We start from the raw sequence: 25820 nt of genomic DNA, 5'->3' as shown, positions 1-25820 counted from the left end.
GGATTGTGCGATATCATCGCCATGGTTTCAATCCGCGCCCCCCGTGAGGGAGGCGACCGCCGATGGTTCCCATCAGCGGCGAGGTGGCGATGTTTCAATCCGCGCCCCCCGTGAGGGAGGCGACAGACGGAGGGGGTGAACGCCAGCGTGCACGTGGAGTTTCAATCCGCGCCCCCCGTGAGGGAGGCGACTTTTCCCGGCGATGAACTTGAACCCGGCGGTGTCGTTTCAATCCGCGCCCCCCGTGAGGGAGGCGACCATTGAGGCGCAGCGTCATGCCGCTGTCCATGATGTTTCAATCCGCGCCCCCCGTGAGGGAGGCGACGTTGCACCGCATGCAGCATCTTCTCCGAGTTCGCGTTTCAATCCGCGCCCCCCGTGAGGGAGGCGACCCTTTGCGCGGAGTTGGTCCAGCACCTCCGCGGTGTTTCAATCCGCGCCCCCCGTGAGGGAGGCGACCCTCGACGATGTCGCCGGCGGTCGCATTGCCGGTGTTTCAATCCGCGCCCCCCGTGAGGGAGGCGACTCCGAGCTCTGCAGCGTGGTCGCACGAAGTTCCTGTTTCAATCCGCGCCCCCGTGAGGGAGGCGACTCGGACGGTGAGGCTGCCGCTGGCATTGGTGGCGGTTTCAATCCGCGCCCCCCGTGAGGGAGGCGACCCGGGCCTTCCGCGATGTGGAACCGCTGCTGCTGGTTTCAATCCGCGCCCCCCGTGAGGGAGGCGACCCGCCGAAGACGGTGGCCGCTGCGCCGGTGTAGGGTTTCAATCCGCGCCCCCCGTGAGGGAGGCGACTCTCGGAGTTGGGGGCCACGGCGATCAGCGCGCCGTTTCAATCCGCGCCCCCCGTGAGGGAGGCGACATCAGGTCTCTGCTGGCTTCGACGCCGGCGCGCTGTTTCAATCCGCGCCCCCCGTGAGGGAGGCGACCAAGAGCTGCCAGGGCGTGCTGCAGGCGCTGAATGTTTCAATCCGCGCCCCCCGTGAGGGAGGCGACTCGCAACGTGGCGCAAAGGATTTTGGACGGAGTGTTTCAATCCGCGCCCCCCGTGAGGGAGGCGACGGTTACCAAAATCGGCGGCGGCTTCAGGATCGCGGTTTCAATCCGCGCCCCCCGTGAGGGAGGCGACAATCCCCGGGAACGTGGCACTGGATGGAGTATCAGTTTCAATCCGCGCCCCCCGTGAGGGAGGCGACGATAGATATATGAAACCGAAACCGACCATTGGAAGTTTCAATCCGCGCCCCCCGTGAGGGAGGCGACGCTTCCGCATCACTCATTCCCGAGCATTTGCTTGGTTTCAATCCGCGCCCCCCGTGAGGGAGGCGACTACCACAAGCGGCCGTCGATCTATCTACCGAAAGTTTCAATCCGCGCCCCCCGTGAGGGAGGCGACACTGCCTTTGATCCGCCTCGCGGCACGTCTTTATGTTTCAATCCGCGCCCCCCGTGAGGGAGGCGACCGTTCGCACCGCCCGTGAACATCGACATGTGACGGTTTCAATCCGCGCCCCCCGTGAGGGAGGCGACGGGATAAGTCTCCAACACGGCACCATTGGCCGATGTTTCAATCCGCGCCCCCCGTGAGGGAGGCGACTTCGGAAAGCTCGGCCGTGTCGATTGGGACTAGTGTTTCAATCCGCGCCCCCCCGTGAGGGAGGCGACTGCGGCGACGGATGCGCCAGCAACTGGGGCGAGTGTTTCAATCCGCGCCCCCCGTGAGGGAGGCGACGAGTATCGTGGGCTTCGTGCTTTGGGCCATCGTGTTTCAATCCGCGCCCCCCGTGAGGGAGGCGACTCTTTCCCGGCTGGTAGATCGGTCCCTTCTAAGGTTTCAATCCGCGCCCCCCGTGAGGGAGGCGACGGCCTCGGAAAAAGCGGGAGGTGTGCGATGATCGGTTTCAATCCGCGCCCCCCGTGAGGGAGGCGACCTTGACCAGCCACCGCTTGCCACCCTGCCATGAGTTTCAATCCGCGCCCCCCGTGAGGGAGGCGACTACCCTCCGCCGTGCGATCCGCATCCTTCACCATGTTTCAATCCGCGCCCCCCGTGAGGGAGGCGACCCTTGAAGTTGGTGACGTCGGCCTTCAAGCTGTCGTTTCAATCCGCGCCCCCCGTGAGGGAGGCGACGGCGTTACCTTGGAACGCTTTCCGCCGTAGGGGAAGAATAGAGTGTTCCGCGAACCCGGAGGTTTCAGGGCGCGGAACTGCGTATTTCTTCTGAATTTGGATGTCAAAGAGCGGAAGCGGTAGGCCTGGCGGCTGGCGCGAACCTCCCGGGGATTTTGAGATCACTTGGGGTTCGCGGGGCTGCTGGCGGGGAGCTTGATCAACGGATGAAAAATGACCGGATTTCGCTCAGACGACAAGCGTTCCTTCGACGTCGTAGCCGTCGTTGGCACCGTGGTGTTCGACCTTGTGGTGCCAGTTGCTGCCGAGGTGGTAGAAGCGAAGGCTGTCGGTTTTCGGGTCGATAATATCCAACAGACGGGTTTTCAGGGAAACAAGCTGGGCGGGATCCACCTTGCACTCGAAGACGGAGTTTTGAACGCGTTGGCCGAAATCGAGGCAGGTTTTTGCCGTGCGACGCAGGCGGGATTTGCCGGCGGGCGTGGTGGTCGAGACGTCGTAGGTGATGAGAACGTACATGGCGGCTACTTGGCTAGGAATGCGGGGTAAGCGTCGAGGTCGCCGCGAAGGTGGCGGGCTAACAGTCGGGCCTGGAGCTGGCAGAGCAGGCCGACGGTGGTTTTCTCATCGAGGAAAGCGTGGTTGATTTCGTCCTGTTTGCGTTCCTGCCAGGCAGTGAGCACTTTCTTGCGGGAATCGTCCTTGAGCAAGACCGCGCCGTTTTCCTTGATGTCGAAATCCTTGAGCGTGATCTGCTGGCGGTTGAAGAGCGAGAGGGCCGTGCGGTCGGCGAGAAATGCGCGGAATTCCTCCATCAGGTCGAGCGCCAGGGAAGGGCGGCCGGGGCGATCCCGGTGGAGGAAACCGCATTGGGGATCGAGCCCGCAGGATTCGAGGGCGCTGCGGCAATCGTGCATGAGCAGGGCGTAGAGAAACGAAAGCAGGGCATTTACCGGATCGAGCGGGGGACGGCGGGATCTGCCGGAAATCGTGATTTCCGGATCGTGATTGGTGAGAAGGTGGGGGAATACGGCGAAATAGGCGGCTGCGGAATCGCCTTCGATGCCACGCAGGCTGTCCAGCGAGGTGGCGCGGGAAACAAGGCCGATGCGGACGGCTAGGAAGTCAGCGGCATTTGTCAGGGCGAACGCGCGCTCGGCGGATTTCTCGCCGTGGTCGCGAGCGGCCCGCATGAGGATGTGGCGGGTGTTGGCGATTTTTGCCGAAATCATGTTAGCGGCGATGGCAAGCGATGCCGGCTCATGATCGGCCCGGCGGTATTGCTCGCGGCGTAGGAGGATGTTTCCGGAGGTGAAGCCGTTGGAGGCTGCTAGAAATTTCCCGTGCGGATTGTGGAACGAGAGCGAGACCTTGGCCTCGGCACAGGCGGCCATCAGGGCGGAAGAGCAGGAAATGTCCCAGCCGAAGCAGGCGATGCCGTCGAGATTGTGGAAGGGGACCCGCAACTTGGTTTCGCCTTCATGGCGGATCTCGATGGCGGCCCCGTCCTTGCGGAGGTAAGCACCTTCCAGGGTGACGAAGAGAGTGTTGAGGTGGCGTCTCACGATGATTCGGGGTTGAGGAGTTGGGAATTCAGCGAGGATGAAAACCACGCCTGCGCTCCCCGCTTGAATCGCAGGGCTTTCGGCTGGCAGAGGTCGATGAGCGAGCAGGCGTCACAACGGCTTGCTAGATACTCGGCGGGTGGCGTTTCCCGGGAATCGATCATCGCATGCAGCGCCACGATGGTTTCCTCGACGAGTTGCCGGAGCGACGCATCGAACTCCACCAAGGTCCGCCGCCGGTTCTCTCCGTAAAACAGGCATCCGTTGGAAATCGTCACGCCAAGCATCTCCTCCAGGGACAATGCCTGCGCGCAGAGCTGGACCTCATCCGCGTGATGGGACTTCGGCTTGCCGCGTTTGTATTCCACCGGGACCACGCGCCCGTCCGGATGAAACTCCACGATGTCGCACTGCCCGGTGATCCCCAGCACCAGCGATCTCACTGACAAACTCCGCGTGACCCGCACACCGGCTTTGCTTTCGTCCGGTCCCTCGTGCGCCTTGTGATGCAGCACCTGTCCTTCCGCTGTGAACTTGTTCTCCGCCCACACCTGTTCCAGATGGATCAGCGCACACTGACGCGGACAATACAACCAATGCTGGAGTGCGGAAATCGGCAGCAAGTGGTCTTCATCAAACATCCCCGCTCCTTTCCATCCGGCTCTCCGCCAGCCGGAAGCGGTTCGCGAACCGATAGAAATCAAACTTCGTCCCGCAAAACTCCAACGGCTCCATGCGATCACCCGCTGACTTCACCAGCAAACGCGCCCGGGAAAACCCGGGCAACGCCGCTTCGAGATAGGGGTAGTCGGAGGTGGGCATCCGAAAAGTTACTTGGTCGGTCTAGTGACCGGTTGCGGCTTCAGATTCTCCGAATTAGAGTAACGCCTTTAGGAAGAGATGACTCATCGATGGTGACGTCATAGTCAGTAAATGCGCGTGGCACTTCGACTTCGGGTTTCTTGGTGATGGAAACGAGGTCGAAGAGTTTGTGACTCGCTGCTGCTCCGAGTGCAGTGTCGTGTTTGAAGACGAGCAGGGCGCGCGGGTTCATGCTACCTGCCGGGCGGGCGGCGGATTGGTCGAATTGGAAAGCGTTCTCGACTGCGTTAAAGAACAGTTCGAGGTCTTCGTCGCTGAAGCCGGTTTGCTGGGCGAGAAAGGGATTCACGAAACCTTGCGCTTTGTAGAGACCGTAGGGGATGGTGAATTTTCGACCCATGGTGCGTTCTTTTTCGATGTCCTTCTCGTTAGTGACAGAGGATCGGGTGATGGCGTGTTCGCTGGAAACGATGGGATCGATGGAACGGGCAAAGGAAATTTGAACGGGGCCACGTACTTGGCCGCAGTTGATCTCGGTGGACATGACGGCTCCGAAGGTGCGGACATCGAAGTAGGTGTCGCACATCCATTGGGTGGCTTTGTCCTTCTTGCCGTCCTTGGGGGCTTTGGACTCGGCTGCGGGAATGCCGACTTCTTTGTGAGCCTCCTTGTGCTGGTTGTTGTGAACGGAGCCCTCGGTGAAATAGATGCGTTTGCCGTCTGTACCGCCAGAGGTCATGGCGATGAAGTTGCGGATCTTGCGCTTGAGGCAAACATCGGTGACGAGGCCTTGGCCGGATTCCACATCGATGCGTGGAAGGTTGCCGGCGTCGGGATCGCCGTTGGGGTTGGCGTCTTGAGCATCGAAGAGAAAGAGGAAGTCGTAGCGGTTGTTCATGGGAAGAGTTGGTTTGTTTTGGGTATTCGGTTTTCAGAGGAATTTCAGAGGAATTTCAGACGGGGATTGATTCGGTTTCGGTGGATAGATTCGTCTCCTTTTTTGTGAAAAAGTCTTTGCGTTGGTGGTAGTAGCCGATGGCGAAGATACCTTGCTTTTTGAGTGGGAACTGATTTGGGAAACCGGAGGAGTCGATGGATGACATGATTTCCTGAACGAGTCTTTCGCGATTGACCTTGGCTCCGCCGTTCAGTTTGGAGAGGTGATGCTGATAAGTTCTCAAGAGACGGGGAAACACACTGGCGGGTGTAGCCGATGCGGCGCTGTAAAAGCGGTCTCGGATGCCGGCGTTGACATTACCAAGCGCGTCCTCCTGGGTTTTTTCAAGGGTGGAGAATAGCCGCCCGAGAAGGTAGGCGGGATCTGTGCTTTCGGTGTCTAGCATGGTAGGTATGGTTAGGTTGTGATTTCGAACGAGCACCGCCTTGATGGTGGCGGCGCGGAGATAGTTGATGGTGCGGTCCGCTTGGATGCGGCGGATAATGGCGGAGAAAAGTCCTTCCGGGTAAGGAGTGCCTTCGACGATTGCGCGGGTCAGGGCGCCACTCAGAAGCGGTGGAATTTCATCGGCGACACGTGCGGTTTCCCGAAGGATTTGCCAGATGGCGGGAAACTCTGGATCAGGAAAGCGGTTGCCGACTGGATCGGTGAACTGCCTCACCATCTCCATACACTGCTGATGTTCGTGAAGCTTCGCAATGAGGTTCTCAATCGTGGAGCGATGGAAGAAGCGGAGCGATAGACGCGCCGCATTGGGCGCGAGACCTAAGATGTAAAATGGTGTATTTGCTTCTCCGAATTCCTGATAGTTTCCACCCGAGCGGACGGCCTCGAGGAGGCGTTGGATTTGGGCTCGCTTGGAGATGTCCTGAACCTCCTCGGCGGCTTGAGACCCGCTCGAGAAAATATCTGCGAGGCAGTCTTCAATGATGGTGGGCTTTTCAGTCCAAAAGACGGTGGAAGTGTCGCCGATGCGAATGCGGTGTTTTCGGGACTGGGGACCGGTGAGAAGCGAGTTCAGCGCTGTTCCATATTGAAATGCGGCGTTCTCGCTGACAGGCGCGTTGTAGCTTTGGCTTTTGCCGTAGGATTCGTAGGCGTTCGCATTGAATGAGACAAGGGAAGCTCCCGCGGCTTGAGCACCAACGACACCTTTGATCTTGGGATGAAGGCGAGCAATCGGTGAGACCTCACCGGTGAGGAGGCATTGAGCCGAATCGCCTGCTTCTTCGTCGGTCATCGTGCGCACCCACCAGTTTCTAATGGCTGGCAATTCATGAAGGGCCTTCTTTTCGCCTTGGATCTGGAAGATTCCGAATCCTGTTCCGAGTTCGCTGAGGTTGGGAAACTCGGGAATCCTTTCTGGAGACCATTGTTCAAGAAACCGGCATACGGCGGAAAACTCAACCGAGCTGATAGTTTCTTCAAGTTCGAGATGGCGTTTTCTGAATGCCTCGAAACGTTTCTGGCCGAAACCATCGGGCTTATCCTCAGGCTGTCGGCCGAGGAGATAGGTTTGGTTATCCCAGAGAAAGCATGGATTGATTCCCGCTCCGGGTGGCTTTGCCTCGCCAGGAACCAACATCACGACGTTTTGAAGTTTCTTTTTTTCGTCGGGTTTACGCGCGTCGTCGATGTTGACGAGACTTCCACCGAGCTTGATCACGACGCGGAAGCTGATTTTCTGCGGGGAGAAGCCGGGCGGAGCAATCTCGTAAGTGGGATCTTCCGCGAGACGAGAGTAAAGTTCGTTGAGGGATTGGAGGATCATGCTTTGACGGGGAATGGGAGTTGCGGGATTTTGATGACTCCATCGGTCATGCTGGCGCGGAAAAAATGTGGGGTGGCGGATTTCACCTTCTTGGTGGCGCGGTCTTGGTCGAACTCGATGTCATGGAGTATGAAGCCAAGGTCCTTTTCACCGAGAAGCGACGAATCCGGTTTTGGAATTTCGCTTTCGGATTCGATGAGTTCGAAGCGGACGGGGAATTCGCGACAACCGAAGTAGGGTTGCTGGAAGGCCTGACCTTTGAGGGCGCGACGCTTGAACATTTCCAGATGTTTTCCGACGGCCTCTGGTTCGGGAGAGGGCGAGTCGCCCCTCTCCATTCGGGTGTCGAGGACTTGGACGTGGGCTTTGATGAGATAGGAGACATCCTTGAGAAGAAGTGATGCGCGTTGTTGACGATTCTCGGCGACATCCATGGACGGGCGAATGTCGGGGTTGAGCATGGCCGCATTGACACCAAGGGCACCCTTGACCGAAATTTTTGAGGAAATTTCGTTGCGGCGAATGTTAGTGAAACGGATGGGATTGAGGACGTGGATTTCGTCGACGATCCAGCGGATCTGCGGTTTCCAATAGATAGCTTCCAATACGCCCCTAGCCGCAGACGGCGTCATCACGTCGTAGGAGACGCGCTCGACCTTCATTTCGGGTCGGGAGAAAAGGGCGTAGTCGCCGGAGGCTTTGAGAGTGATTCCGTATTTCATGGTTAGCAGACTAGAGGTTGAGAGTTGGAATGGGTGTCATCGAAAACGAGTCCGAAGTCTCTCGAGTAATTCAGATCAGTGGAGATAAGGGCGTGGAATTGGCCGTCCCGGAAGGCTTCAAAGGAACGGATATTGTCGTCACGCAGACGGGGCGGGATCTGAACGGTGTAGCGCTGGAGTCCGCGCAGGAGTTTCCTGTTGAGCGGGATCGATGGATTCCGTAGCTCCGCGATGAGTGTGCGGCCCATTTCGTCGTAGGGAATGATGACGGGAACCTGCCAATCCTCGATGAGACGGAAATTTTCGGACACCGTTTTGAATTGGAAAAGGAAGGGAAACATCTTGTCGCCTCCATCAATATAGAAGCTCTCCGAAGCGAGAATGCCTTTCGCGTCCCAGCGTTTGCTTTGCTGATAGTAGTAGAGATCGAAGTAGTGGCGGATGGCTTCCTGGCTGAGGAGATCCGGGTGGAGGTCGATGAGCTGGTGGGCGACTTGCGCGGTTTCGCGGAAATAGGTTTCCGCCTTCTGATCCTCCGGTCGGAAAATGTAGGTGAGGCCGGGCGCGGGGAGTTTGCCGTTTCGATTGCAACGCCCGGCGGCTTGAGCGATGGAGTCGAGACCGGCGAGTGCTCGATAGACGACAGGAAAATCGACATCAACGCCGGCTTCGATAAGTTGGGTGGAAACGACGCGGGTGGGCAGGCCGTCGAGGAGGCGTTGTCTGATTTCCGTGAGGATCTCGCTGCGGTGCTCCGGGCACATGAGGGCGGAGAGGTGATAGTTTCCTTCCCCTTGGCCGAGCATTTGAAAGAGCTGCTGAGCGTGCTTGCGGCGGTTGACGATGCAAAGGACTTGCGTGCGGTCAGCGAGACGCTGGACGAGTGACGAGTCGGAGACGTCGCCGAGAGATTCGATTTCAACTCGCTTCAAAGCATCGAAAAGGGATTTCGTGTCGGCAATGATTTCCCGACAATTTTTCAGACCGATCGAGAACTCCACTTCGTCGTAATGCACGGCTGGCTGGGTGGCTGTGCAGAGAACGGTGGTGGTGTGATAGTGATCGGCGAGTTCCTGAATGACGCGGAGACAAGGTTTGAGGAAATCGACAGGAAGTGACTGGGCTTCGTCGAGAATCACGACGGAGTTCGCGATGTTATGGAGTTTTCGGCAGCGAGAGGTTTTCGCTGCGAAGAGCGATTCGTAAAACTGGACGGCAGTTGTGATGATGATGGGTGCCTCCCAGTTTTCCGTGGCGAGGCGCGATTGAGTGGATTCCCTTTCCGGCGAGAGAGAAGAGTGGTGCTCGATTAACGGGGTGAAACTGTGGGTCTGAAGGGGAGCTAGAATTTCACGGATGACTTCGGCATTCTGCTCGATAATGGACGTGAACGGGACAACGTAGATGACCCGTTGCTGACCGTGAGCCAGAGCATGACGGAGTGCGAAGCTCAGCGATGAAAGTGTCTTTCCTCCGCCGGTGGGAACGGTGAGGGAGAATATTCCGACGGACTGGTTCGCTGAGGAACGGCAGTTTTCAACGACCTTGCGGCGCTGGAAATTGACGTTGTTCTCTAGTGAAGGAATACCGAAGGCGTCGATTTTTGCATCAATGAGGCGGGAAATGTCGTGAATGGCTGAGTCCGGCGTTTGGTTGCGGGTTTTCGCCTGCGACGGATTCATGAACGCCTCGGTGGCAAGAAAGTCAGCATCGACGAGGCATGAAAAAATCATTCGGGTGAAGAGACTTATGGAGTAGGCGTCTCGCTGGAGAAATGCGGGCAGTTTCGGGAAAGGGTGCGAGGTGATTTCCAATGGTGCGTTCTGATAGTCGGGCAGATCGGCTTTTTGCAGACGTGTGGCTTGGCAGGCGGCATTGGATTTTCCATCGAGAAGGCCGGAATGATGGCCAGCGATGGGATAGGCTAGCAGATGGCCGAGAGTTGGATAAGATTTGATGGCGTGTTGCGCTCCGGCGGTAGAGTGATCTACTTTTCCTGAAACGTCGTCGGCGTGGGGATCGACCTTGGAGCGAAGATAATCCTGCCATTTTTCAGGGAATTTTCCGAGATCATGCCAAAGCCCGGCGAGGTAGCCCCAATCCCAAGCGGACCTGAACTCGGTCGATTCAGATTTGAACATTTCCGAAGCGAACTTTGCTGTCCACCACGCGACTTTGTTGAGGTGACCGTGGTCAGGAACGAGTTCGCGACATTTTGCGCAATGCTCGCGTCGGCATTCGTCCCGGCCTTCACCAAAAGCGGTGAAGAGTGGTTCCCATTTGGAAGAGTCGGTCGGAAAATCCGGATGGGTATGGGCGAAAGCGGACACGGGAGGGGGAAATATTGAGAGGATGGAGTTAGAGTGTTCAGATGGGGAGTTGTCAAACCTTCAAGCCGGATTTCCCGAAAGAATTCGTGTGACGGGACTTGGGGGGAACGGCGACGGTCATCGACGCACCGCTAAAGGGGTATATCCGGTCGAGGGGGAAGGTGCGGCTTGCTGGCCGGGGCGGTAGAGGGCTAGCAGATAGACGTGGGGGTGATTGTGAAATGAAGGCGATTTCAGTGATGATGGGGAGGGAGGTGGTTTGGGTTTGTTGATATTTTGGGCTGGCGGGCTGGCTTCAATCGAGTAGTCTCTCTGGAGTCAGTCGTTTTTATGGTCGGATTTCGTTATGGGTAAAATTTAACGATGTGTCCAGAAAAACGATGATTCCAAAAACACGACTTGTTTGTAACGATGGGAAACAGCAGCACCAAAGACCAGTGGGCCGGCCGCGAGCGGTTGGCATTCATCGAGCGGGCGGCCTGGTGGCGGGGCGTGGTGAATCGCGGGGACCTGCGCGAGGTGTTCGGGATTTCCGCCGCGCAGGCGTCGGCGGATTTGCAGGGCTATCAGGAGCAGAACCCGACGGCGCTGGCCTACAATGTGAGATCGAAGCGGTATGAGGCGCGGCCGGAAATGTCCTGCGTGATGCATACGCCGCGGCTGGAGGAGGCGGTGGGGATGTTTCTGGGCACGCCGGTGCCATTGCCGCTGGTGTCTGCTAGGTCCGATGCACGGGTGGATATTTTCGTGCCGCCCGCCCGGAGGGCTGATGCGGCGGTGGAGCGGAGGATTTTTCTAGCCCTCGACCAGGGGAAGCGGCTGGCCGTGACGTATTGGTCGGTCAACAGCAGTGGAGCAAAGCGGCGGGAGATCGCGCCGCATGGACTGGGACACGACGGTTACCGCTGGCACGTGCGTGCCTGGTGTTTCGAGAACGGGGATTTCAGGGACTTCGTGCTCAGCCGGATGGAAAAGGCGGAGTGGCCGGGAGAGGCATTCACCCCAGCCGAGAAGGATGAGGCGTGGGAAAGGGAGGTGACGGTGGTCCTGCGGGCGAATTCGGAACTCGATGACGAGCGGCGGAAAACGATCGAGCGGGATTATGGGATGAAGGGAGGGAAGCTACAGATGCGGATGCGCGAGGCGATGAAAGAATATTGCCTGGCGCACCTGCGAGTGGCGGATGGGAACGACCGACCGCGACATTTGGAATTGGTGGAGTGAGTCAGCGAGGGAACAAAATTCGTCGGTGGCGTCCAGATCAGGGAAGCTCAGATGCTAGGAATGGAGCTTCGACGGAGTTCGTCCATCTTACTAACTGAGCCCGGTGGTGATATCGCCCTTGGAGCCGACGTAGTAAGTTGCCGTAGTGGTGATGGAACTGTGGCGAAGGAAGTTCTTAGTCTCATTTAAGCCGTGTAAGTTGTTCACCAAAGTACCCGCCTCTTTTCGAAGCTCGTGAACGGGTTTCGGAATTTCCGCGAACGGTCGAAATCCTCGTTCCTCGTAATTCCGAAGCCATTTCACAAGATTGTCGTGGTGCTGCCCAGCACGATAGGACTTGTTTGTTTTTGATCGCTGTTCGCGGAGAAACCAAGGGCCGTCAGCGTGCTCGAGCATGGTCTTGATCACTTTGCAGGCAGTCGCACCCACCAGGACATCCCCTTCGGACTCCGTGGTCTTGGGCCTGAAATCTTCGTGGGTGCGAACCGAAATTTTCCCGGTAGCCGTCGAAATATCCTGAATGCGGAGTTTGTCGATTTCGTTGTAACGCAGGCCACCCACGAGTGCCAAATACAGGATTTTCCACTGCTCATACTTTGTAATACCTTCTCGATCCAAAGAGCGGGCCGGGGGCCTGCCGAGTTCCTTCCTCGCGACTCTCAGGAGAAGGACCGGGTCAAACCTGCTGCTGTATTTTGGAACGAATTTTCGCGGGAGTTTCAAATCGCTAAAAGGATGGATCGCGGCGAAACCCATCCCTTCGGTGGACTCTATGATGTGCTTTGAAAAAAGGCCGTTCGCATTGCCCACTAACGCTCGGATCGTGTTTTTTGCACGGTTTGCCTTAACCGGATCCATGAGGCGGGCTAGCTCCAGCCGAGAATTGATCCAGTTCTGGATGCGAGGCTTGGTAATTACGGCGAGTTTTGTGTTTGCGATCTTTTCCCGATCTTCCTTTTTCCTAGCGCGCCTCATTCCAAGAATCTCGCCAACTACCGTAAGGAATGATTCAGCATATTTCTCGATAGTTTCCTGTCGCACGTTGGCGTGCCTCTTTGCTAGCTCGATCCAATCGCGGACACTTGGATCGCTCAAGCCATTCTCCGGATCGGACCCCGCTGGAGTGGGATGCTCTTCTGCAGGCCAGCCATTGACCCGAACATCCAAATAAAAGGCCAGCGCCTCACGGGCGGCATCTTCAAGCACGGAAGCTTCCAACCGGACTTTCCTGCGTGTTCCAGCTGCCTGTATTCTAACAAAATAATTCGCCGATATCCACGCGTCCTTTTTCTCCAAGTAGACCTTATTCTTCCAGTAGGCGGCAGAAGTTTTCGACGCAGCTCGGACGACGACGTTCTTCTCTTTTTTTGATATTTGGTGGACCATTTTTCCGGCCATTTTCCGGCCACTTTTTCTGCGCGGGTGTGGTCCCGTTTGACCCCTTATGCAACTCGGAAAAATTTCATGTCATTGTGGGATAGGGTGTTGCGAGTTCACGAGAGTACACGAGAGGTCACAAGGTTTCAGAAAAAATAAGATTCAGGTTCTAGTAGGGGCAACCCTGTGGAGGTTCGAGTCCTCTCGTGCGCACCATTGGGTTCGTTGTTTTATAGGAGGGCCAGAGGTGGGAAATTAGCCGCCCCCGGTCACTTTAGGAGCCGCCGTCGCCTGTTGTTGTAGTGCCTGTGAGACGGAAGCAGGTTGGGACTGCGGATTCCAAAGCACGTTGTAAGTTGGGGTAGGTCTTGGTGATTACCTCCCGCAGAGTTCGCCGGCCCGATCTTGTGTCGACGAGGCTTAGCGCGATCCCGCGGTGATCGTGGCAATGTTTGAATAGCTTGAACAGCCACCCCTGTTATAGGCGCGGACCCGATAGCGATAGGATCCAGGATCACGCAGGCCGGTATTGGTGAAACCGGTGGCGTCGGGGCCCAGGTCGGAGATTTCATGAAATTGAGTTTCACCGCCGGATGCGGCCTCAACCTTGAAGCCTGCCTCATTTCCACTGGAATTTTTCCACACCAGCCTAACAGTCTTGTCTCCCGGCGCTGCCGCCCGGAGATTGGCGGGTGCCGCAGGTGGGGAGGGGACGCGGATCTCCGCCGCAACGTTGTCGAACATCACGGAGCCGGGAGGGCTGTCGGCTTTGCCGCTCGTATTCGCTGCTAGACCTACAAAATAGTTCTTTGACATCGGAACGGTGCTGGATCCTATGGTAAACCATTCGATGCAGTCCGGAGACTGGAAGGCGGTGAAAACGTTGCCAGCCCGTTGAAGCCGGAACCATATGGGGATCCAGGTGTAATCGTTCCCAAGCTGGGTCGAGGTCTTCTCTCCAGTCGACGAGCGGGTTCTGAAACGTGCCTGACGGCCACCCACCTCGCCCAAGGTCAGCGCCAGCATTTCCGCATCGGGGGCGGCGCTTTCCCGCATCATGAGTCCGCACATGGAGATGTCGCCGTTCCGTTCTGAAAGACGCGCGGTGATGGTGAAGTCTCCATCCACCGCGCGATAGACGAAGTTGCAGTCGTCGGCAGTACCGCCGATGCTTCGTCCCGCTCCGGGAACGACAAACGATTTGTTAGCAGCTTGGTCAAAAGTGATTTCACCGGAGGGCGCGGCATTACCTATCGTCTCGTGTTTCCACTCCTGCGGCAGGGAACCGCCCGCAACCGGTGTCGCGCTTGTCTGGGGGGACGGTGAGCTGGTGCCCACCTGGTTGACGGCCGCGACGACATAATAATAGGTTGTGCCTCCCGAGACTTTCGTGTCCGTGTAAAGAGGAGTGGTGAAGTTTGTGGTTGAATAGATGCTCGTGTAAGGACCTCCACTGTTAGTGGCGCGCGACACCTCGTAACCCTGTGCCATGTAGGCACCGGAGGGTGACCACTTCAGTTCGACCCGGCCGATGCCGGCCACCGCGGTGAGATCCAACGGAACCGGTGGAACCGACGAAACGGTGGGGGAGGCAGCGGCATCCAGGGTGAATGTCAGTGTGCCGTAGCCGAAAATGTCGATCTCTCCGGGTTCCGGACGTTTCATTTCGGCGAAGAGTTTGACGTTGGGGGCTTTCAGTCCCTTGCGCACGACGTAGTGGTTATATAACAACTCGAAGTGCGTGGCGGCGAGGCGGCCCTTGTAGTTGGTGGAAACGTAGGACTGGTTCGCGTTGTCGGCGTTGGTGTAATAGGTGAAGGGCACACTTTTCCAGAGCGTGTATTGCGCGGCATATTCGCCGCCTTTCAGCAGCCTGTTATCGTCGTAGCCGAAGAGGTCCAGGTTCTGGTTCCAAGCCACCTGGCAGAACTCCGAGAGCAAACCCTGGCCGCCCATGGTGTGGGCCCAGTCGCGGCCGGACTCCTGCCACTGGCCGAGGCCATCCGGATAGAGGAAGGGCACCGCATTCCTGATGCTGCCCATGCCGGGCCCGTTTTTGAAATACTCCACGGCTTCATGGAACTTCGGCCTGTCGTCGCAGAGCACGCCGATGCCGAGGACGGCGAGCATGTTGCAGGCGTCCCAGTTCGCCCACGAGCGGCTAACAGGACCGTTGCCGTGGTTTTTCAGGAAGTCGCTGCTCTTGGGATACCAGTATTTCACCATCATTTCCTTGAACTTGTCGAAGTCCCCCTTCGCCCAGCCCGGATAGACCCGCAGCACTTCGGCGGCGAGCGCGAAGCTGCCGATTGGAATGCCGCTCAAGTCGTCTCCGTAGGGTTTCTCGTGAACGGTCGATGCCCAATCGTTGGCAATTCTAACCGCGCACTCCGCGTTGCTCTTTTCGCCGGAGATATACCAACGCAGCGCGTTGTAGTACATGGCCGTCGCGTCGTCCTGCGCGCGCTGGCGGCTGCCCATGTCCGCCGCCGGGCGGGCCTTGTAGTTGTCCTGCGCCTTCGGATCCTTGATGAAAAGAGTCCAGCCGTCGATCCACGGATGCTCGCCGGCCGCCACTTTGGTTTTCATCCGGTCGAGATCCGCCTTGGAGTGCAAGCCGCCCGGATGGACGAAGCTTTGCGCCGCGGCAGGATGGCTCAGGGCGAAAGCCGTCGAGATCGCGACTAGCGCGGCGGCGAGATAATGGCGGTGGTTATTCATGAGGTTTATTGCCGGATGACAGGGAGCAGATTGGTGATTTCCGGACGGTTGTAATCCTGCGGGATGCTGCTGTAGGCGATCTGTTCATCGGGAAGGCTGGCGACCGTGAAATCACTGTTTACGTAATTGGTCTTCGTCAGCGCCCCATAGCGCAGTTTGTGGCCGGAGAGGGATTGCAGGCTGTTCTCAGGCCCGGCGACCAGCTCGATCCCTGGCTCGGATTTCCACAAGAGAACCCCGGCGTTGCCATGATAGGTGAATCTCACGAGAGATAGAGTCACGTTGCCGCCGTCCTTGATGGACATGCTGCTGGCCTGCTCGATTTTAAGGGATTCCCTGATAGTCTGGCGGCGGTTCTGGTATTGCACATACCCGAAGGCGACGAGTCCAAGAAGGCCGAGAACCTTGAGAACCGAAGCGGCGCTTGAGGACTTGTTCTGCTTTTGCGGCGGGCGGCAATTGCCGCGTTGGGGCGCGCGCGGCCGGGACGTCCTGGCTTGGGGTGAATGAGTTCCCATGCGGGCGGTGGGGGCGCCCATCCGTGCGGTGGGCGGGCCGGCCTTCGGTCTTCCGGTGGCGGCGATCGCTTCCAGGTCCCTCGCCATCTCGGCGGCGCTGAAGTAGCGTTGCTCCGGCCGATGCCGGGTGGCGCGGTGGATAATGGCATCGAAGCGCGGATCGCAGCGGACGATGGCGGATGCGGGGCGCGGATCCTCGGCGGGCAGCCGGCCGGTGAGCAGTTCGTGGAGCATGACTCCCACCGAAAAGATGTCCGCGCGGTGGCAGACGGTGTAGGGAGGGGTGGTCACTTCCGGCGCGGTGTAGTGCGGGGTGCCGAAAATTTCATCGCCTTCCCGCACCTGCTTGTCATGGGGACGGGCGAGCCCGAAGTCGCCGATCTTCGGCTGGGCGTTGAGATCGAGCAGGATATTAGCCGGTTTGATGTCGCGGTGGATGATTCCGTTTTCGTGGGCGTGGGCGAGTCCGTGACAGATGCTGGAAACGAGGCGCACGGTTTCCATGGGATCGATGGCGATGCCGTGGGCGGAGTGATGGATCGACTTTCCCGGGACGAACTCCATGATGAGGTAAAGCATTCCGCCGACCTCGCCAAAGTCATACACGCCGATGAGATTGGGATGATTGAGGCGGGCCATGGCTTTGGCTTCCGCCTCGAAGCCGGCCCGGAAGGCGGCATCCGCACTGAGTTCCGGCGGCAGGATCTTGATCGCAACGGTCCGGTCCAGCGAGCGCTGGGTCGCGCAATAGACAGCCCCCATGCCGCCGGTGGCGATGAGGGATTCGATTTCATAACCGGGAAACAAGGTGGCGAGGTAGGAAACATCAGGCGCGTTGAAGGACGTTTGTGGAAGCGGGTCGCTCATGGGGTGATTGGAGGAAAAATGAATCGGTGGTTTAAGGGGTTTGGGTTTTTGAGAATGGAAGAAGGCGGGGGCTGTTTTTGAATGCTGGATCTTTAAATAGGAATGGGTGAGGAATGAGTTGATTACGGTTTCTGGAGTCCAGTGGTGGGTGGCTGAAACACGCGTCAGCGTTTCGGTTTCACCAACACGCAAGCACCGCCGCCGGGGGCGAGCTTGAGGCGCAGCGTGTCGGTTTTGGTGACTTCGCGCGTGTCCGCCTGATAGTCTTCGGCATGGGTGCGGTAGTCGGATGTCAGGCCATCCTGGATGACGAGCGCCTCGTGTTTTCCAGCCGGCAGGAAGGACAGCGGGATCTCCAACTCGCGCGGCGACTCGTTGGTGGCCGCGCCGACCAGCCACGCGCCGTCCGCCGCCTGGCGGGCCATGACGATGTATTCGCCGATCTCGCCGGCGAGCGTCTTGCTCTCGCGCCACGGCATTTGCTCGGCGGCGATGAAACGCAGCAGCTCGGGGTGTTTCCGGTAGTATTCGGGAATGTCCGGAATGATGGTGGCACCGGAGAACACGATCAGCGTGCGGGCGACCTCGGCGGCAAGGGTGGACGGCACGGGCACACCGTTGTCCACGCGGCCGGCTTGGGTGAGATCGGCCAAGCCGTTGTTCATGTCGAGCGGACCGGCGAGCATGTTGACGAAGACGCTTGTAACGAAGGTTGCCGGGCCGAAGACCTTGTGGCCGTCGAGCTGGGACTGGCAGAACTCGCGCGTCACGGCGTTCGGCCACGTGCGCATCTGGCCATAGGGGTGAACCGGACCGTCGTGGTAATCGCAGAGCAGTTTGTTCTTCGCGCACAGTTCAGTGATCAGCCGCGTGCGGAGGTTCTTCTCCTCGGGCGAGCCGTTCATGAAACCGTATTTCACGCCCGCTGCGCCCCATTCGCCGTATTGCTTGAGGGTTTCCTCAAGGGGGAACTTGCGTCCTCCCACGTCGTTTAGATAGAGCCAGACGCCCACATTCTTCGTTTTCCCATAGGCGATGATCTCCCTCACCTGATCCACCTTGCCGCCCTTCACCGGGTCGGAATTGTGGCCGAATTCCGCGCCATACCAATTCGCGTCCAGCACGAGGTAGGGAATGCGATTCTCCGCTGCGAAATCGACCATGCGCTTCCAAGACGGCAACGACATCTCGTATTTGAAGCCGTCCACCTTCGCGCCATTAATGCGCCAATCCCAGACGGCCACGCCAGGCTTTACCCAGGAGAAATCCATGCCTGCGGGCGGTGGCGGATTGAGTAGCTCGATGAGATGGGAATCCACCAGCTCACCCGGGGTGCGGCCGAACATGACCACCCGCCACGCGGCGCTTGGCTTGGAGGCGACGCGAAGCGAGGTCCCGCCCGGCTTGCCTTCCAAAACCAGCGGCTCGCCTTCGGCGAGATCGGCCTCGTGCAGGGCGAGATAGCCACTATCCCCGGCTTTGATGGTCGCCACCGGCTTGCGCACACCTTTGGCGGCGCTGATTTTTTCCGGACCGATGTTTTGATTTTCCCCGTTGTAATACCACGCGGTGTAGTCGTCCGCGAAGTTGAAGGCGGTGGCTTCGGCGTCGGTGGGTTTTGGGCCGGAGAACACGTAGCGGAAGGCCACGCCCTCGTCATAGGCGCGGGCCTTGAGCTGATAACTGCCGAGATTGATCGTGGCCTCGCGATAGCGGTCCGGCACCACCGCGCGCTTGCCCCACACCGGCTTCCAGACGGAGTTTTCCACGCGACGTTCCACACTGGCGAAATGTCCGCCCGCGAAGCCCACCGCCGAAGGGGAGATCACCGGTTTGCCATCGACCGCCAGCGAATGCGTCACATCGCCATCCGCAGCGACTTCCAGAGTCAGGACAAGGTGCCCCGAGGGAGAAGCGACCGCGACGGTTTCCCCACGGGCAAAATGGAGGCCGCCGAGGGAAAGGACAAGGAGGCGGAGTATTGGCTTGGGGAGGATTTTCATGATCTATCGGTGGAGGGTTGGTCGACGCGCTGCTGTTGTCCGCGGGCAGATACCGGGCGTAACGAGCAATGCCGGATCTGAAAATCGGTTGCAAACCGGAGGTTCGAAACTGTCTTTTGGGATTCGTTTTCTCACGACAGGCATACGGAGAAAATATCAAACGCTCATCAGGCGATGAAGCTTTCCATGGTAAGCTTCCTGTGAAATATGCCTCACTGCTGCGAGATGATGATTCGATAGAATCCCTTCCCTTGGAGATTGATCGGCAGGACGAACTGCAATGCACCACCGTTTCCAGCTTGGGCGGACCCCAAGCTCGTCCAAGAGCCATTGGACAATTCAGGAGAATACTGGATCTGATAGGTGTGGCCGGTCTGCGATGCGACGACAGTCATCGTTAGATTTCCGTTGCTGGCGGTGAGGTCCGAGAAGGACAAAGTGGAACCGGCGATTTCCCCGGGTGTGATGGGTGGGGAATTCGGTGTGGCGCTCGCTTCCGCCGAGTTTCCGCTGGTGCCGGTGACGTTGCTGGCATCCACGACGTAGTAACGGGTCACCCCCAGCGGCAGGCCGGGGTGAGTGTAGGAAGTCGTGCCAAGCCCGCTGGCAATGACCGTGTAGGGGCCACCGGAAGTGGTGGAGGATTTCACCGAGTAAGATGCTGCGTAGGGCACGGCATCCCAGGAAAGATCCACGTCCTGAACATCGGCGACGGCTTCCAGGTTCTGCGGTGCGGCGAGCGGCGAGGCGAAGGCGGCGATTTCCTCCGGTGCCATGGCCCGGGAGTAGATGCGGAAGTCATCGAGGGCGGAGTTCAGATAGGGATCGGCGAACTGGGATTTGCCGAGATAATTCAGCGCGGTGTTGCCGAGGCTGGACGGGTTGAGAGTCATTGCGGCGTTCTGGCCGACCTGCGCGCCGTTGAGATAGAGGGTCCCGGTGGTGCCGTTGAGAACGATGGCGACGTGGACCCAAGCATTGGCGGGGGTGGCGGTGGGACTGTCAATCCGCTGCTCGCCGCCGGTGCCGGTGTTCGTGATGGCGAAGCGGAGCTTGTTGGTGTTAGGTGCGGTCCCCGTGTATTGGGTGGTGAGGAACATATAGCTCGTCGCGCCTGTGCCGAAATCGAACACGCGCTGCCAGGTGGCGATGCTGCCGGTTTTCACCCAGGTCATGAGCGTGGCGGTGGTTAGATCGCTGACGACGCCGGCGGGCAGTGTGGCGTATTGGGAGGAGGACTGGGTGAGCCTGAGGGCGTTGCCAATCTTGCCGGCCTCGAATGTTGGCGAGTTGACAAGAGTGGCATTCGCGCCACGGCCACTGGAGTCGGCGGCGGTGGTGGCACCGGTGGTTTCCTCGAACTTGAGATGGACGCGGAGCGCGGTGGGTGTGGCGGCGGCCTCGGCGGAATCCGGACTGGTGCCCAAGGTATTGGTGCCGCTGATGACGTAGTAATAGGTGGTTTCGTTGACGGTGGAGGTATCGATGTAAGAGACGTCCGTCACGCCGCTAACAAGAGGCAGGTAGGGACCGCCGCTGGTGGCGGAGCGCTTGAGAGTGTAAGAGGTGGTAGCGTTGGGCGACCACGAGAGGGTGACTTTTCCATCGCCAGCCACGGCGGTGAAACCCGTGGGAATTCCGGCGGCGGGATGGGCGAAGGCGGAAATTTCACCCGCGGAGAGGGCGCGGCTGTAAATGCGGAAGTCGTCGAGCGCGCCGTTGAGGTAGGGGTCGGCGGCGTAGCGCGAGCGGCCGAGATAATTGAGCGTGGCGTTGCCGAGGCTGGAGGGCGAGAGGGTCATCGTGGCGTTGGTGCCGACGAGGTCGCCATTCAGATAGAGCCTGCCGGTGTTCCCTGTGAGAGTGACGGCGATGTGTGCCCAGGAGCCGGCCGCGAGCGCGGTGGAGCTGACAATGGCCTTCTCGTTGTTGTAGCCGGCGGTGGTGATGGCGAAGCGCATCTTCGCGGCGTTGGTGCCGGTAGTGCTGAATTGCGGCGTGAGGAACATGTAGGCACCGGCGGTGGCGCTGGGCGTGGTGGCGGTGCCGAAGTCGAAGATGCGCGATTGCGAAACGAAGGCACCGATTTTTACCCAGCAGGAAACCGTAAAGTCGGTAAGGCCGTTAGTTAGGCCGGTAGGCAGCGTGACGTGCTGGCTGGCGGTACCGGCAGCCCCGCCGGCCAAGTTTACCGAGTTGCCATAGTAGCCGGAGACCCACGTGGGGGTGTTGACGAGTGTGCCGTTGTTACCATTGCCGCTGATGTCGGCGGCGTTGGTGCCGCTGGATTCGTCGAATTTCACGCGGGCAACCAGATCGGAGACGGCTGCCGAAACTTCGGCGGAATTCGCGCTCTCGCCCTGGCCGTTTACAGCGCTGACGACGTAATAGTAGGTCGCGCCCGTAACGACAGCCGTGTCGAGGAAGATGGGCGTTGTTAGTCCCGTGGCGATGGGCGTGTAAGAGCCGCTGGTGGTGCCGCGTTTCACGTTGTAGGTCTGCGCGGTGGCGCTCGCGTTCCAGGTCAGCGTGACCTTGCTGCTGCTGGCAGCGGCGTCGAGGCCGGTCGGGATGATGGCCGGCACACCACTGAGCAATGCGGAGACCTCGGATGCGTTGAGGGCATAGTTGTAGAGGCGGAAATCGTCGATTTTCCCGGCGAACAGCGGGTCGGCGGCAAACTGGCTCTTGCCCAGATAGTTCAGCGCGAGGTTGATGTTGCTCGGGTCGTTGGTGATGGCGCTGCTGGTGGCCTTGGCGACGCCGTTGACATAAAGGGTCGCGGTGTTGCCGCCAAGGGTGACGGCGATGTGGGCCCAGTTTCCGATGGGCAGTGCTGTGGTGTCGAGGGTTTGCTCCACTCCATTTTCCTTGACGGCAAAGCGCATGTTAGAGCCGGTGGAGGGAGAGAGGTAAAGGTATTCATCCGTGCCACTGCCGAAATCGAAGATGCGCTGATTGGCTCCGCCTCCGTCCCACCAGACCCAGGCGGCGACGGTGATGTCCTTGTAAACGAGGTTTGGGAGAGTGCCCAAGGTGGCGTAGTTCGTGGAACCGTCAAAAGTTAGAGATTGCCCGACGACACCGGCGTTGTAGGTGGCGTTGCCGGAAATGATAGCTGATGCTCCTCCCAAGGAGTCCGCGCCTGAACCATCAAGCGTGTAGCGGGCTTGGAGGGCGTTGCCGGCGACGGTGATGTTGAGTGTCGCGTCGGCGAGGGCTCCGATGTTGTCGGTGGCGCGCACGACGAACGCGTTCACCCCCACATCGGAGACGGAGGGCATGCCGGTGAGCGAGCCATCGGCAGCGACGCCGAGCCATGGAGGACCGCTGATTTTCGAATAGGTGATCGACGAACCGGCGTCCACGTCGCTGGCACTGTCGGCGAGGGTTCCAGAGTAGGCGACGTTCTGGCTGACCGCGGGCTTGGTGAGCGGATTGGATGCCCAGATGGGAGCGTCGTTGGTGTTGGCGACGGTGATGTAGAGGTTCGCGTCGTCGGTGGCACCGGAGGAATCGGCGACGCGCACGACGAAGAGGCTGGAACCCACGTCGGCGTTCGCCGGGGTGCCGGAGAGCGCGCCGTTAGAAGCGACGGCAAGCCAGGCGGGACCGGCGATTTTGCTGTAGGTGAGCGTGCCGCCATCGGCGTCGGTGGCCAGGCCCGCCAATGTTTGCGAGCCGGTGCTGTAGTTCGTGTCCTCGGTCGCGGCGCTTTTGCCAATCGGATTAGTCGAAAATGCGGGCGCGTGATTGGTGCTCTGCCCCCAGAGGTTATAGACCGCCGCGCCGGAAAGCCCGTAGTTATAAATGCGGAAGTTGTCGATGCGGCCGCTGAAATAAGGGTCGGCGTTCCACATGCTGCGGCCGAGGTAGCAAAACGTCTGGCTGAACATGGGGGCCAGCCGGGGCGAGGAGCCGGCGGCGACGGGCAGGCCGTTGACGTAAAGGGTGGCGGTCTCGCCGTTGAAGGTGACGGCGAGGTGCGTCCAAGTGGCGGTCGGCATCGTGGGTCCGGTGAGGGTGATCGTGCCGTCGGTAGCGCGGGAGGTCGTCATCTGGAAACCGATTTTTCCAGTGCCGTCCTTGACGGTGAGCATCATGTATTTCTCGATTTCGCTGCCGAAGTCGAAGACGCGCTGCCAGGCGTTGCCGCCGTTCCAATACACCCAGCCCGAGAGCGTGACGTCGCGGGAGTTGCCCGAGCCGACCGGCAATTGCACGTATTGATCGGTGCCATTGAGCGAGATCGCCTGTCCGCCACCAAAGCCGGCGGCGTAGCCGGGGGCGGTGGTGCCGCCCTTGGCGGTCGCGTGGCGGGTGCCGGTGCCGTCGTTGGCGTTTCCTTCGAAGGTGTAGCTGGCGACGAGCGCCTGGTTCACGAGCAGCGGGGCGCTCTCGAGGTTGCCCGAGGGAGTGACGGCGACGACTTTGTAGTAGTAGGCTCCGCCGTTGGCGACGGTGGTGTCGGTGAAGTTGAGGTTGGGCTCGGTGGCGGTGCCGAGCGTCGCGTAGGGGCCGGAGATGCCGACACCGTTGGCGGTTCGCTGAATCTGATAACTGGTCGCCGTGGCGCTGCCCCACCAGCTCAGGGTGACTTGGTTTTTGCTCCATTGCGCGAGCAGGCCGCCGGGAGCGGCGCTGGTGCTCGTGTTGTCCCGCGCAAACGTCAGACTGCCAAGACCGAGCCAGTCCACCTGCGAGGGATGATACTCGGTATGCGGGCGATCCTCCGGTCGGATCACGTTCATCGCCAGTTTGCTGTAAGGCGCCGCGATGCCCGCCACATTCGCATAGTGATTGTAGACAAGCTCATACATCGGGAGAAAGCTGCTCCCGCTGGCGATGGACTCCGTGTAGGTTATATCGGTGTTGCGGTGGTAGACCCACAACACGTCGTTGCCCAGGTTGTATTTCGCGTTCATTTCAAACGCGCGCAGCACGCGATTGTTGTCGTAGGTGAAAAGGTCGTCACCCTGATTCCACGCCATCTGGCAGAGCAGCGAAAATGAATACCACCCATCCATATTATGCGGTTGGTCGCGCCCGATTTCCTCAGTCTGGCCCATGCCGTCGGGGTGGATAAACCACACGGCGCGCTCGACACGCCCGTTGCCAGCACCGAATTTGAAAAAATCCAATGCTTGCTGATAGACCGCCTTATTATCGCAAAGAATGCCGATTGCCGCCATTGAGGCGATGTTAGCCGCGTCCCAGTTGAGCCGGTAGTGGGTGTTGCCACCGCTGTTTACCGGTGTGCCGTGATGCCGCCAGAGAAAATCAAAATTCGACGGATAGAACACGCGCATCATCATGTCCTTGTAGGCCTGTTTTTCCCCGGCAGTCCATCCCGGATAGGTGCTCAGCATTTCCCCGCCGATCGCGAAGAGGTAGCCGCAGATGCCGCCAGCCAGCGACTGATTGGAATCTCCCGTCACGCCCAACAGCCCGGACCACACGTTGGCAATCTGCACGGCTTTGTCGGCATAGGCCGTGTTGCCGGTGGTCTTCCACCTCAGCGACAATTCGTAGATCGCCTGCGCGTCCTGCTGGCTGCGGGTATAGTTATTGGCGGCGGCACCGCCACGATTGATATAATCGGTATCGTAGGCTCCCCACGTGGTCTGCGCATAAGGACTGGCCGTTAGAATGTTGTAATCCGAAATCCACGGCTCGGCGCTCGCTGTAATCTTGGCCTTCATGCGGTCGAAGTCGGCCTGCGTGTGCAATGCACCCGGGTGCGCAAACGGCGCGTAGGGCGTCCCCGATGCAGTCATGTCCACCATGAACACCCGGTCGCCTGTTAGCGGCGTGATCGTCGATCCGCTGCGGGTGTAGGCCGTGCCCCCGGCGTAGGGACTGGCGCTGGTGCCGAGCCATTCGAAATAATTGCTGGCACCGTTGCCGATGATGAAATCGAAACCGTAGGTCGTGTTAGGATCGAGGTGGACCGGGAACGGCAGGTTGAAGGTGATGTAATTGCCGGAGCCGTTCGCACTGCTGCCCGTGCCGGGATTGCCTGTGCCGCCGGCGGTGAAGTTCTGGTTGGACAGGGTCGTCCGCGTCGTGCCGGTGACCTTGCCGATGGTGGCGATCAGCGGGCCGTTGGTGGCGTTCAGGTTCCACGATGTCAGGTTCGTGCCGGACGCCGTGTTGTTGGTGTAGCCTGCCATGCGGGCGGTGATTCCCGTCACGTCGTAGCCGTTGGCATTGCCGCCGGTGGTGAAGGTCTGGCCCTGCACCGGCTGGTTGTTAGCGACGAAGGTCGAGGCATCGTTGGCAGCGCCGTTGTTCGCACCTCCGTCCGCATTGACGCCGGATCCGCCGATGTTGGCGGCATCGAAGGCAGCGCCGGTCCAGTTGGAAATACTCGCCGCCGCTCCGGATGGCTGGCTCGACGAGTAGCCGATCGTGGAGTTGAACGAGACCGGATGGGCCTGTACCACCGATGCGAGAATAAGCCATGTGGAGGCAAGGGTTTTCATGGGAAAGTCGGATGCTGTTGTTATGGGTTTCTCCACAGCCAAAAAATGTAATCTCATCCATTTTCCCCGATCGCGAAGCTGTTTTCTTCTTACCGTGGAAAGGGGGAGCTCCTTCATGGCGAAAGTTTTTATTCGGAATGGGGCAAGTGGGGAGATTGGTTCATCGACGGCCTGCCGGGTAAGGCCCTGGCGGGAATCAAACGCGTCGGGCCATTGGATGTGCCCGGGTTGCGGTGAAAATTGAGAGCGCCGCCGCTGAGTGTGATCGAGTTGGTTGCCGTGTTGGCACCGACCTGACGCAGGTACATCAATCCGCCGCAGTGGAAAC

14 protein-coding genes, 1 tRNA gene and 1 CRISPR repeat array are annotated in these 25820 nt (G+C 59.3%); of the genes, 2 read left to right on the top strand and 13 right to left on the bottom strand.

Translation table 11 applies throughout. The features are described from left to right. Positions 1–24: 24 nt before the first annotated feature. Positions 25–2129: a CRISPR direct-repeat array (repeat unit 33 nt; unit sequence GTTTCAATCCGCGCCCCCCGTGAGGGAGGCGAC). Positions 2130–2357: 228 nt separating this feature from the next. From cas2 to cas3, 8 genes are read right to left on the bottom strand one after another with little or no spacing between them, the layout of a single operon-like run. Continuing rightward, on the bottom strand, positions 2358–2648 hold the full coding sequence (cas2, locus tag ABIQ96_RS14315) for a CRISPR-associated endonuclease Cas2 (protein WP_348215290.1): 291 nt from the start codon (positions 2646–2648) through the stop codon (positions 2358–2360). A gap of 5 nt (positions 2649–2653) precedes the next feature. Beyond that, on the bottom strand, positions 2654–3694 hold the full coding sequence (cas1c, locus tag ABIQ96_RS14310) for a type I-C CRISPR-associated endonuclease Cas1c (protein WP_348215289.1): 1041 nt from the start codon (positions 3692–3694) through the stop codon (positions 2654–2656). Beyond that, on the bottom strand, positions 3691–4335 hold the full coding sequence (cas4, locus tag ABIQ96_RS14305) for a CRISPR-associated protein Cas4 (RefSeq protein WP_348215288.1): 645 nt from the start codon (positions 4333–4335) through the stop codon (positions 3691–3693). Before cas4 ends, cas1c begins: the two co-directional genes overlap by 4 nt. Then, positions 4328–4516: a hypothetical protein gene (locus ABIQ96_RS14300; protein WP_348215287.1), complete on the bottom strand. Its 189-nt coding sequence runs from the start codon at positions 4514–4516 to the stop codon at positions 4328–4330. Before ABIQ96_RS14300 ends, cas4 begins: the two co-directional genes overlap by 8 nt. Positions 4517–4556: 40 nt before the next feature. Continuing rightward, positions 4557–5414 (bottom strand): type I-C CRISPR-associated protein Cas7/Csd2, encoded by an 858-nt coding sequence (gene cas7c / locus ABIQ96_RS14295; protein ID WP_348215286.1) that lies wholly within the window; start codon positions 5412–5414, stop codon positions 4557–4559. Positions 5415–5469: 55 nt separating this feature from the next. Then, a complete protein-coding gene (gene cas8c, locus ABIQ96_RS14290; RefSeq protein ID WP_348215285.1) occupies positions 5470–7245 on the bottom strand; it encodes a type I-C CRISPR-associated protein Cas8c/Csd1 in 1776 nt (591 codons plus the stop codon). Beyond that, positions 7242–7967 (bottom strand): type I-C CRISPR-associated protein Cas5c, encoded by a 726-nt coding sequence (gene cas5c, locus ABIQ96_RS14285; protein ID WP_348215284.1) that lies wholly within the window; start codon positions 7965–7967, stop codon positions 7242–7244. The genes cas8c and cas5c overlap by 4 nt, the downstream gene beginning before the upstream one ends. A 2-nt stretch (positions 7968–7969) precedes the next feature. Next, the gene (gene cas3, locus ABIQ96_RS14280; RefSeq protein ID WP_348215283.1) at positions 7970–10297 is read right to left on the bottom strand and encodes a CRISPR-associated helicase Cas3'; all 2328 of its coding nucleotides are present in this window, start codon (positions 10295–10297) and stop codon (positions 7970–7972) included. Between the two features lie 411 nt (positions 10298–10708). Between cas3 and ABIQ96_RS14275 the strand changes: the two genes are divergently transcribed. Continuing rightward, positions 10709–11521 carry a WYL domain-containing protein gene (locus tag ABIQ96_RS14275; RefSeq protein ID WP_348215282.1) on the top strand — a complete coding sequence of 271 codons (813 nt, stop codon included), beginning with the start codon at positions 10709–10711 and terminating at the stop codon, positions 11519–11521. Positions 11522–11611: 90 nt separating this feature from the next. Here ABIQ96_RS14275 and ABIQ96_RS14270 read toward each other — a convergent pair whose 3' ends face one another. Next, on the bottom strand, positions 11612–12919 hold the full coding sequence (locus ABIQ96_RS14270; protein WP_348215281.1) for a site-specific integrase: 1308 nt from the start codon (positions 12917–12919) through the stop codon (positions 11612–11614). Positions 12920–13008: 89 nt separating this feature from the next. Between ABIQ96_RS14270 and ABIQ96_RS14265 the strand changes: the two genes are divergently transcribed. Then, positions 13009–13114: transfer RNA gene (locus tag ABIQ96_RS14265), tRNA-OTHER, on the top strand. Positions 13115–13318: 204 nt separating this feature from the next. On the opposite strand, the gene ABIQ96_RS14260 is transcribed toward ABIQ96_RS14265, so the two are convergent. From ABIQ96_RS14260 to ABIQ96_RS14245, 4 genes are all read right to left on the bottom strand, one after another. After that, positions 13319–15619, bottom strand: a complete 2301-nt coding sequence (locus ABIQ96_RS14260; protein WP_348215280.1) for an alginate lyase family protein — start codon at positions 15617–15619, stop codon at positions 13319–13321. A gap of 5 nt (positions 15620–15624) precedes the next feature. After that, positions 15625–17004 carry a serine/threonine-protein kinase gene (locus tag ABIQ96_RS14255; protein ID WP_348215279.1) on the bottom strand — a complete coding sequence of 460 codons (1380 nt, stop codon included), beginning with the start codon at positions 17002–17004 and terminating at the stop codon, positions 15625–15627. A 164-nt stretch (positions 17005–17168) separates the two neighbouring features. Further along, positions 17169–19007: a glycoside hydrolase family 97 catalytic domain-containing protein gene (locus ABIQ96_RS14250; protein ID WP_348215278.1), complete on the bottom strand. Its 1839-nt coding sequence runs from the start codon at positions 19005–19007 to the stop codon at positions 17169–17171. Positions 19008–19219: 212 nt separating this feature from the next. After that, complete coding sequence (locus tag ABIQ96_RS14245) at positions 19220–25492, bottom strand: LamG-like jellyroll fold domain-containing protein (RefSeq protein ID WP_348215277.1); 6273 nt, start codon at positions 25490–25492, stop codon at positions 19220–19222. Between the last annotated feature and the right edge of the window lie 328 nt (positions 25493–25820).

The sequence above is a fragment of the Luteolibacter sp. genome (assembly GCF_039920825.1).
Lineage (GTDB): Bacteria > Verrucomicrobiota > Verrucomicrobiia > Verrucomicrobiales > Akkermansiaceae > Luteolibacter.
The sequence above is the reverse complement of the archived record's forward strand: the minus strand, read 5'-3'. Positions and strand labels throughout refer to the sequence as shown.

Excerpts from the sequence above, each read along its gene's own strand:
- ABIQ96_RS14245 (WP_348215277.1), bottom strand. The coding sequence starts at position 25,492 with ATGAAAACCCTTGCCTCCACATGGCTTATTCTCGCATCGGTGGTACAG.
- ABIQ96_RS14260 (WP_348215280.1), bottom strand. The coding sequence starts at position 15,619 with ATGAATAACCACCGCCATTATCTCGCCGCCGCGCTAGTCGCGATCTCG.
- cas8c (WP_348215285.1), bottom strand. The coding sequence starts at position 7,245 with ATGATCCTCCAATCCCTCAACGAACTTTACTCTCGTCTCGCGGAAGAT.
- cas4 (WP_348215288.1), bottom strand. The coding sequence starts at position 4,335 with ATGTTTGATGAAGACCACTTGCTGCCGATTTCCGCACTCCAGCATTGG.
- ABIQ96_RS14250 (WP_348215278.1), bottom strand. The coding sequence starts at position 19,007 with ATGAAAATCCTCCCCAAGCCAATACTCCGCCTCCTTGTCCTTTCCCTC.
- ABIQ96_RS14275 (WP_348215282.1), top strand. The coding sequence starts at position 10,709 with ATGGGAAACAGCAGCACCAAAGACCAGTGGGCCGGCCGCGAGCGGTTG.
- cas5c (WP_348215284.1), bottom strand. The coding sequence starts at position 7,967 with ATGAAATACGGAATCACTCTCAAAGCCTCCGGCGACTACGCCCTTTTC.
- ABIQ96_RS14300 (WP_348215287.1), bottom strand. The coding sequence starts at position 4,516 with ATGCCCACCTCCGACTACCCCTATCTCGAAGCGGCGTTGCCCGGGTTT.
- ABIQ96_RS14255 (WP_348215279.1), bottom strand. The coding sequence starts at position 17,004 with ATGAGCGACCCGCTTCCACAAACGTCCTTCAACGCGCCTGATGTTTCC.
- ABIQ96_RS14270 (WP_348215281.1), bottom strand. The coding sequence starts at position 12,919 with ATGGCCGGAAAAATGGTCCACCAAATATCAAAAAAAGAGAAGAACGTC.
- cas7c (WP_348215286.1), bottom strand. The coding sequence starts at position 5,414 with ATGAACAACCGCTACGACTTCCTCTTTCTCTTCGATGCTCAAGACGCC.
- cas2 (WP_348215290.1), bottom strand. The coding sequence starts at position 2,648 with ATGTACGTTCTCATCACCTACGACGTCTCGACCACCACGCCCGCCGGC.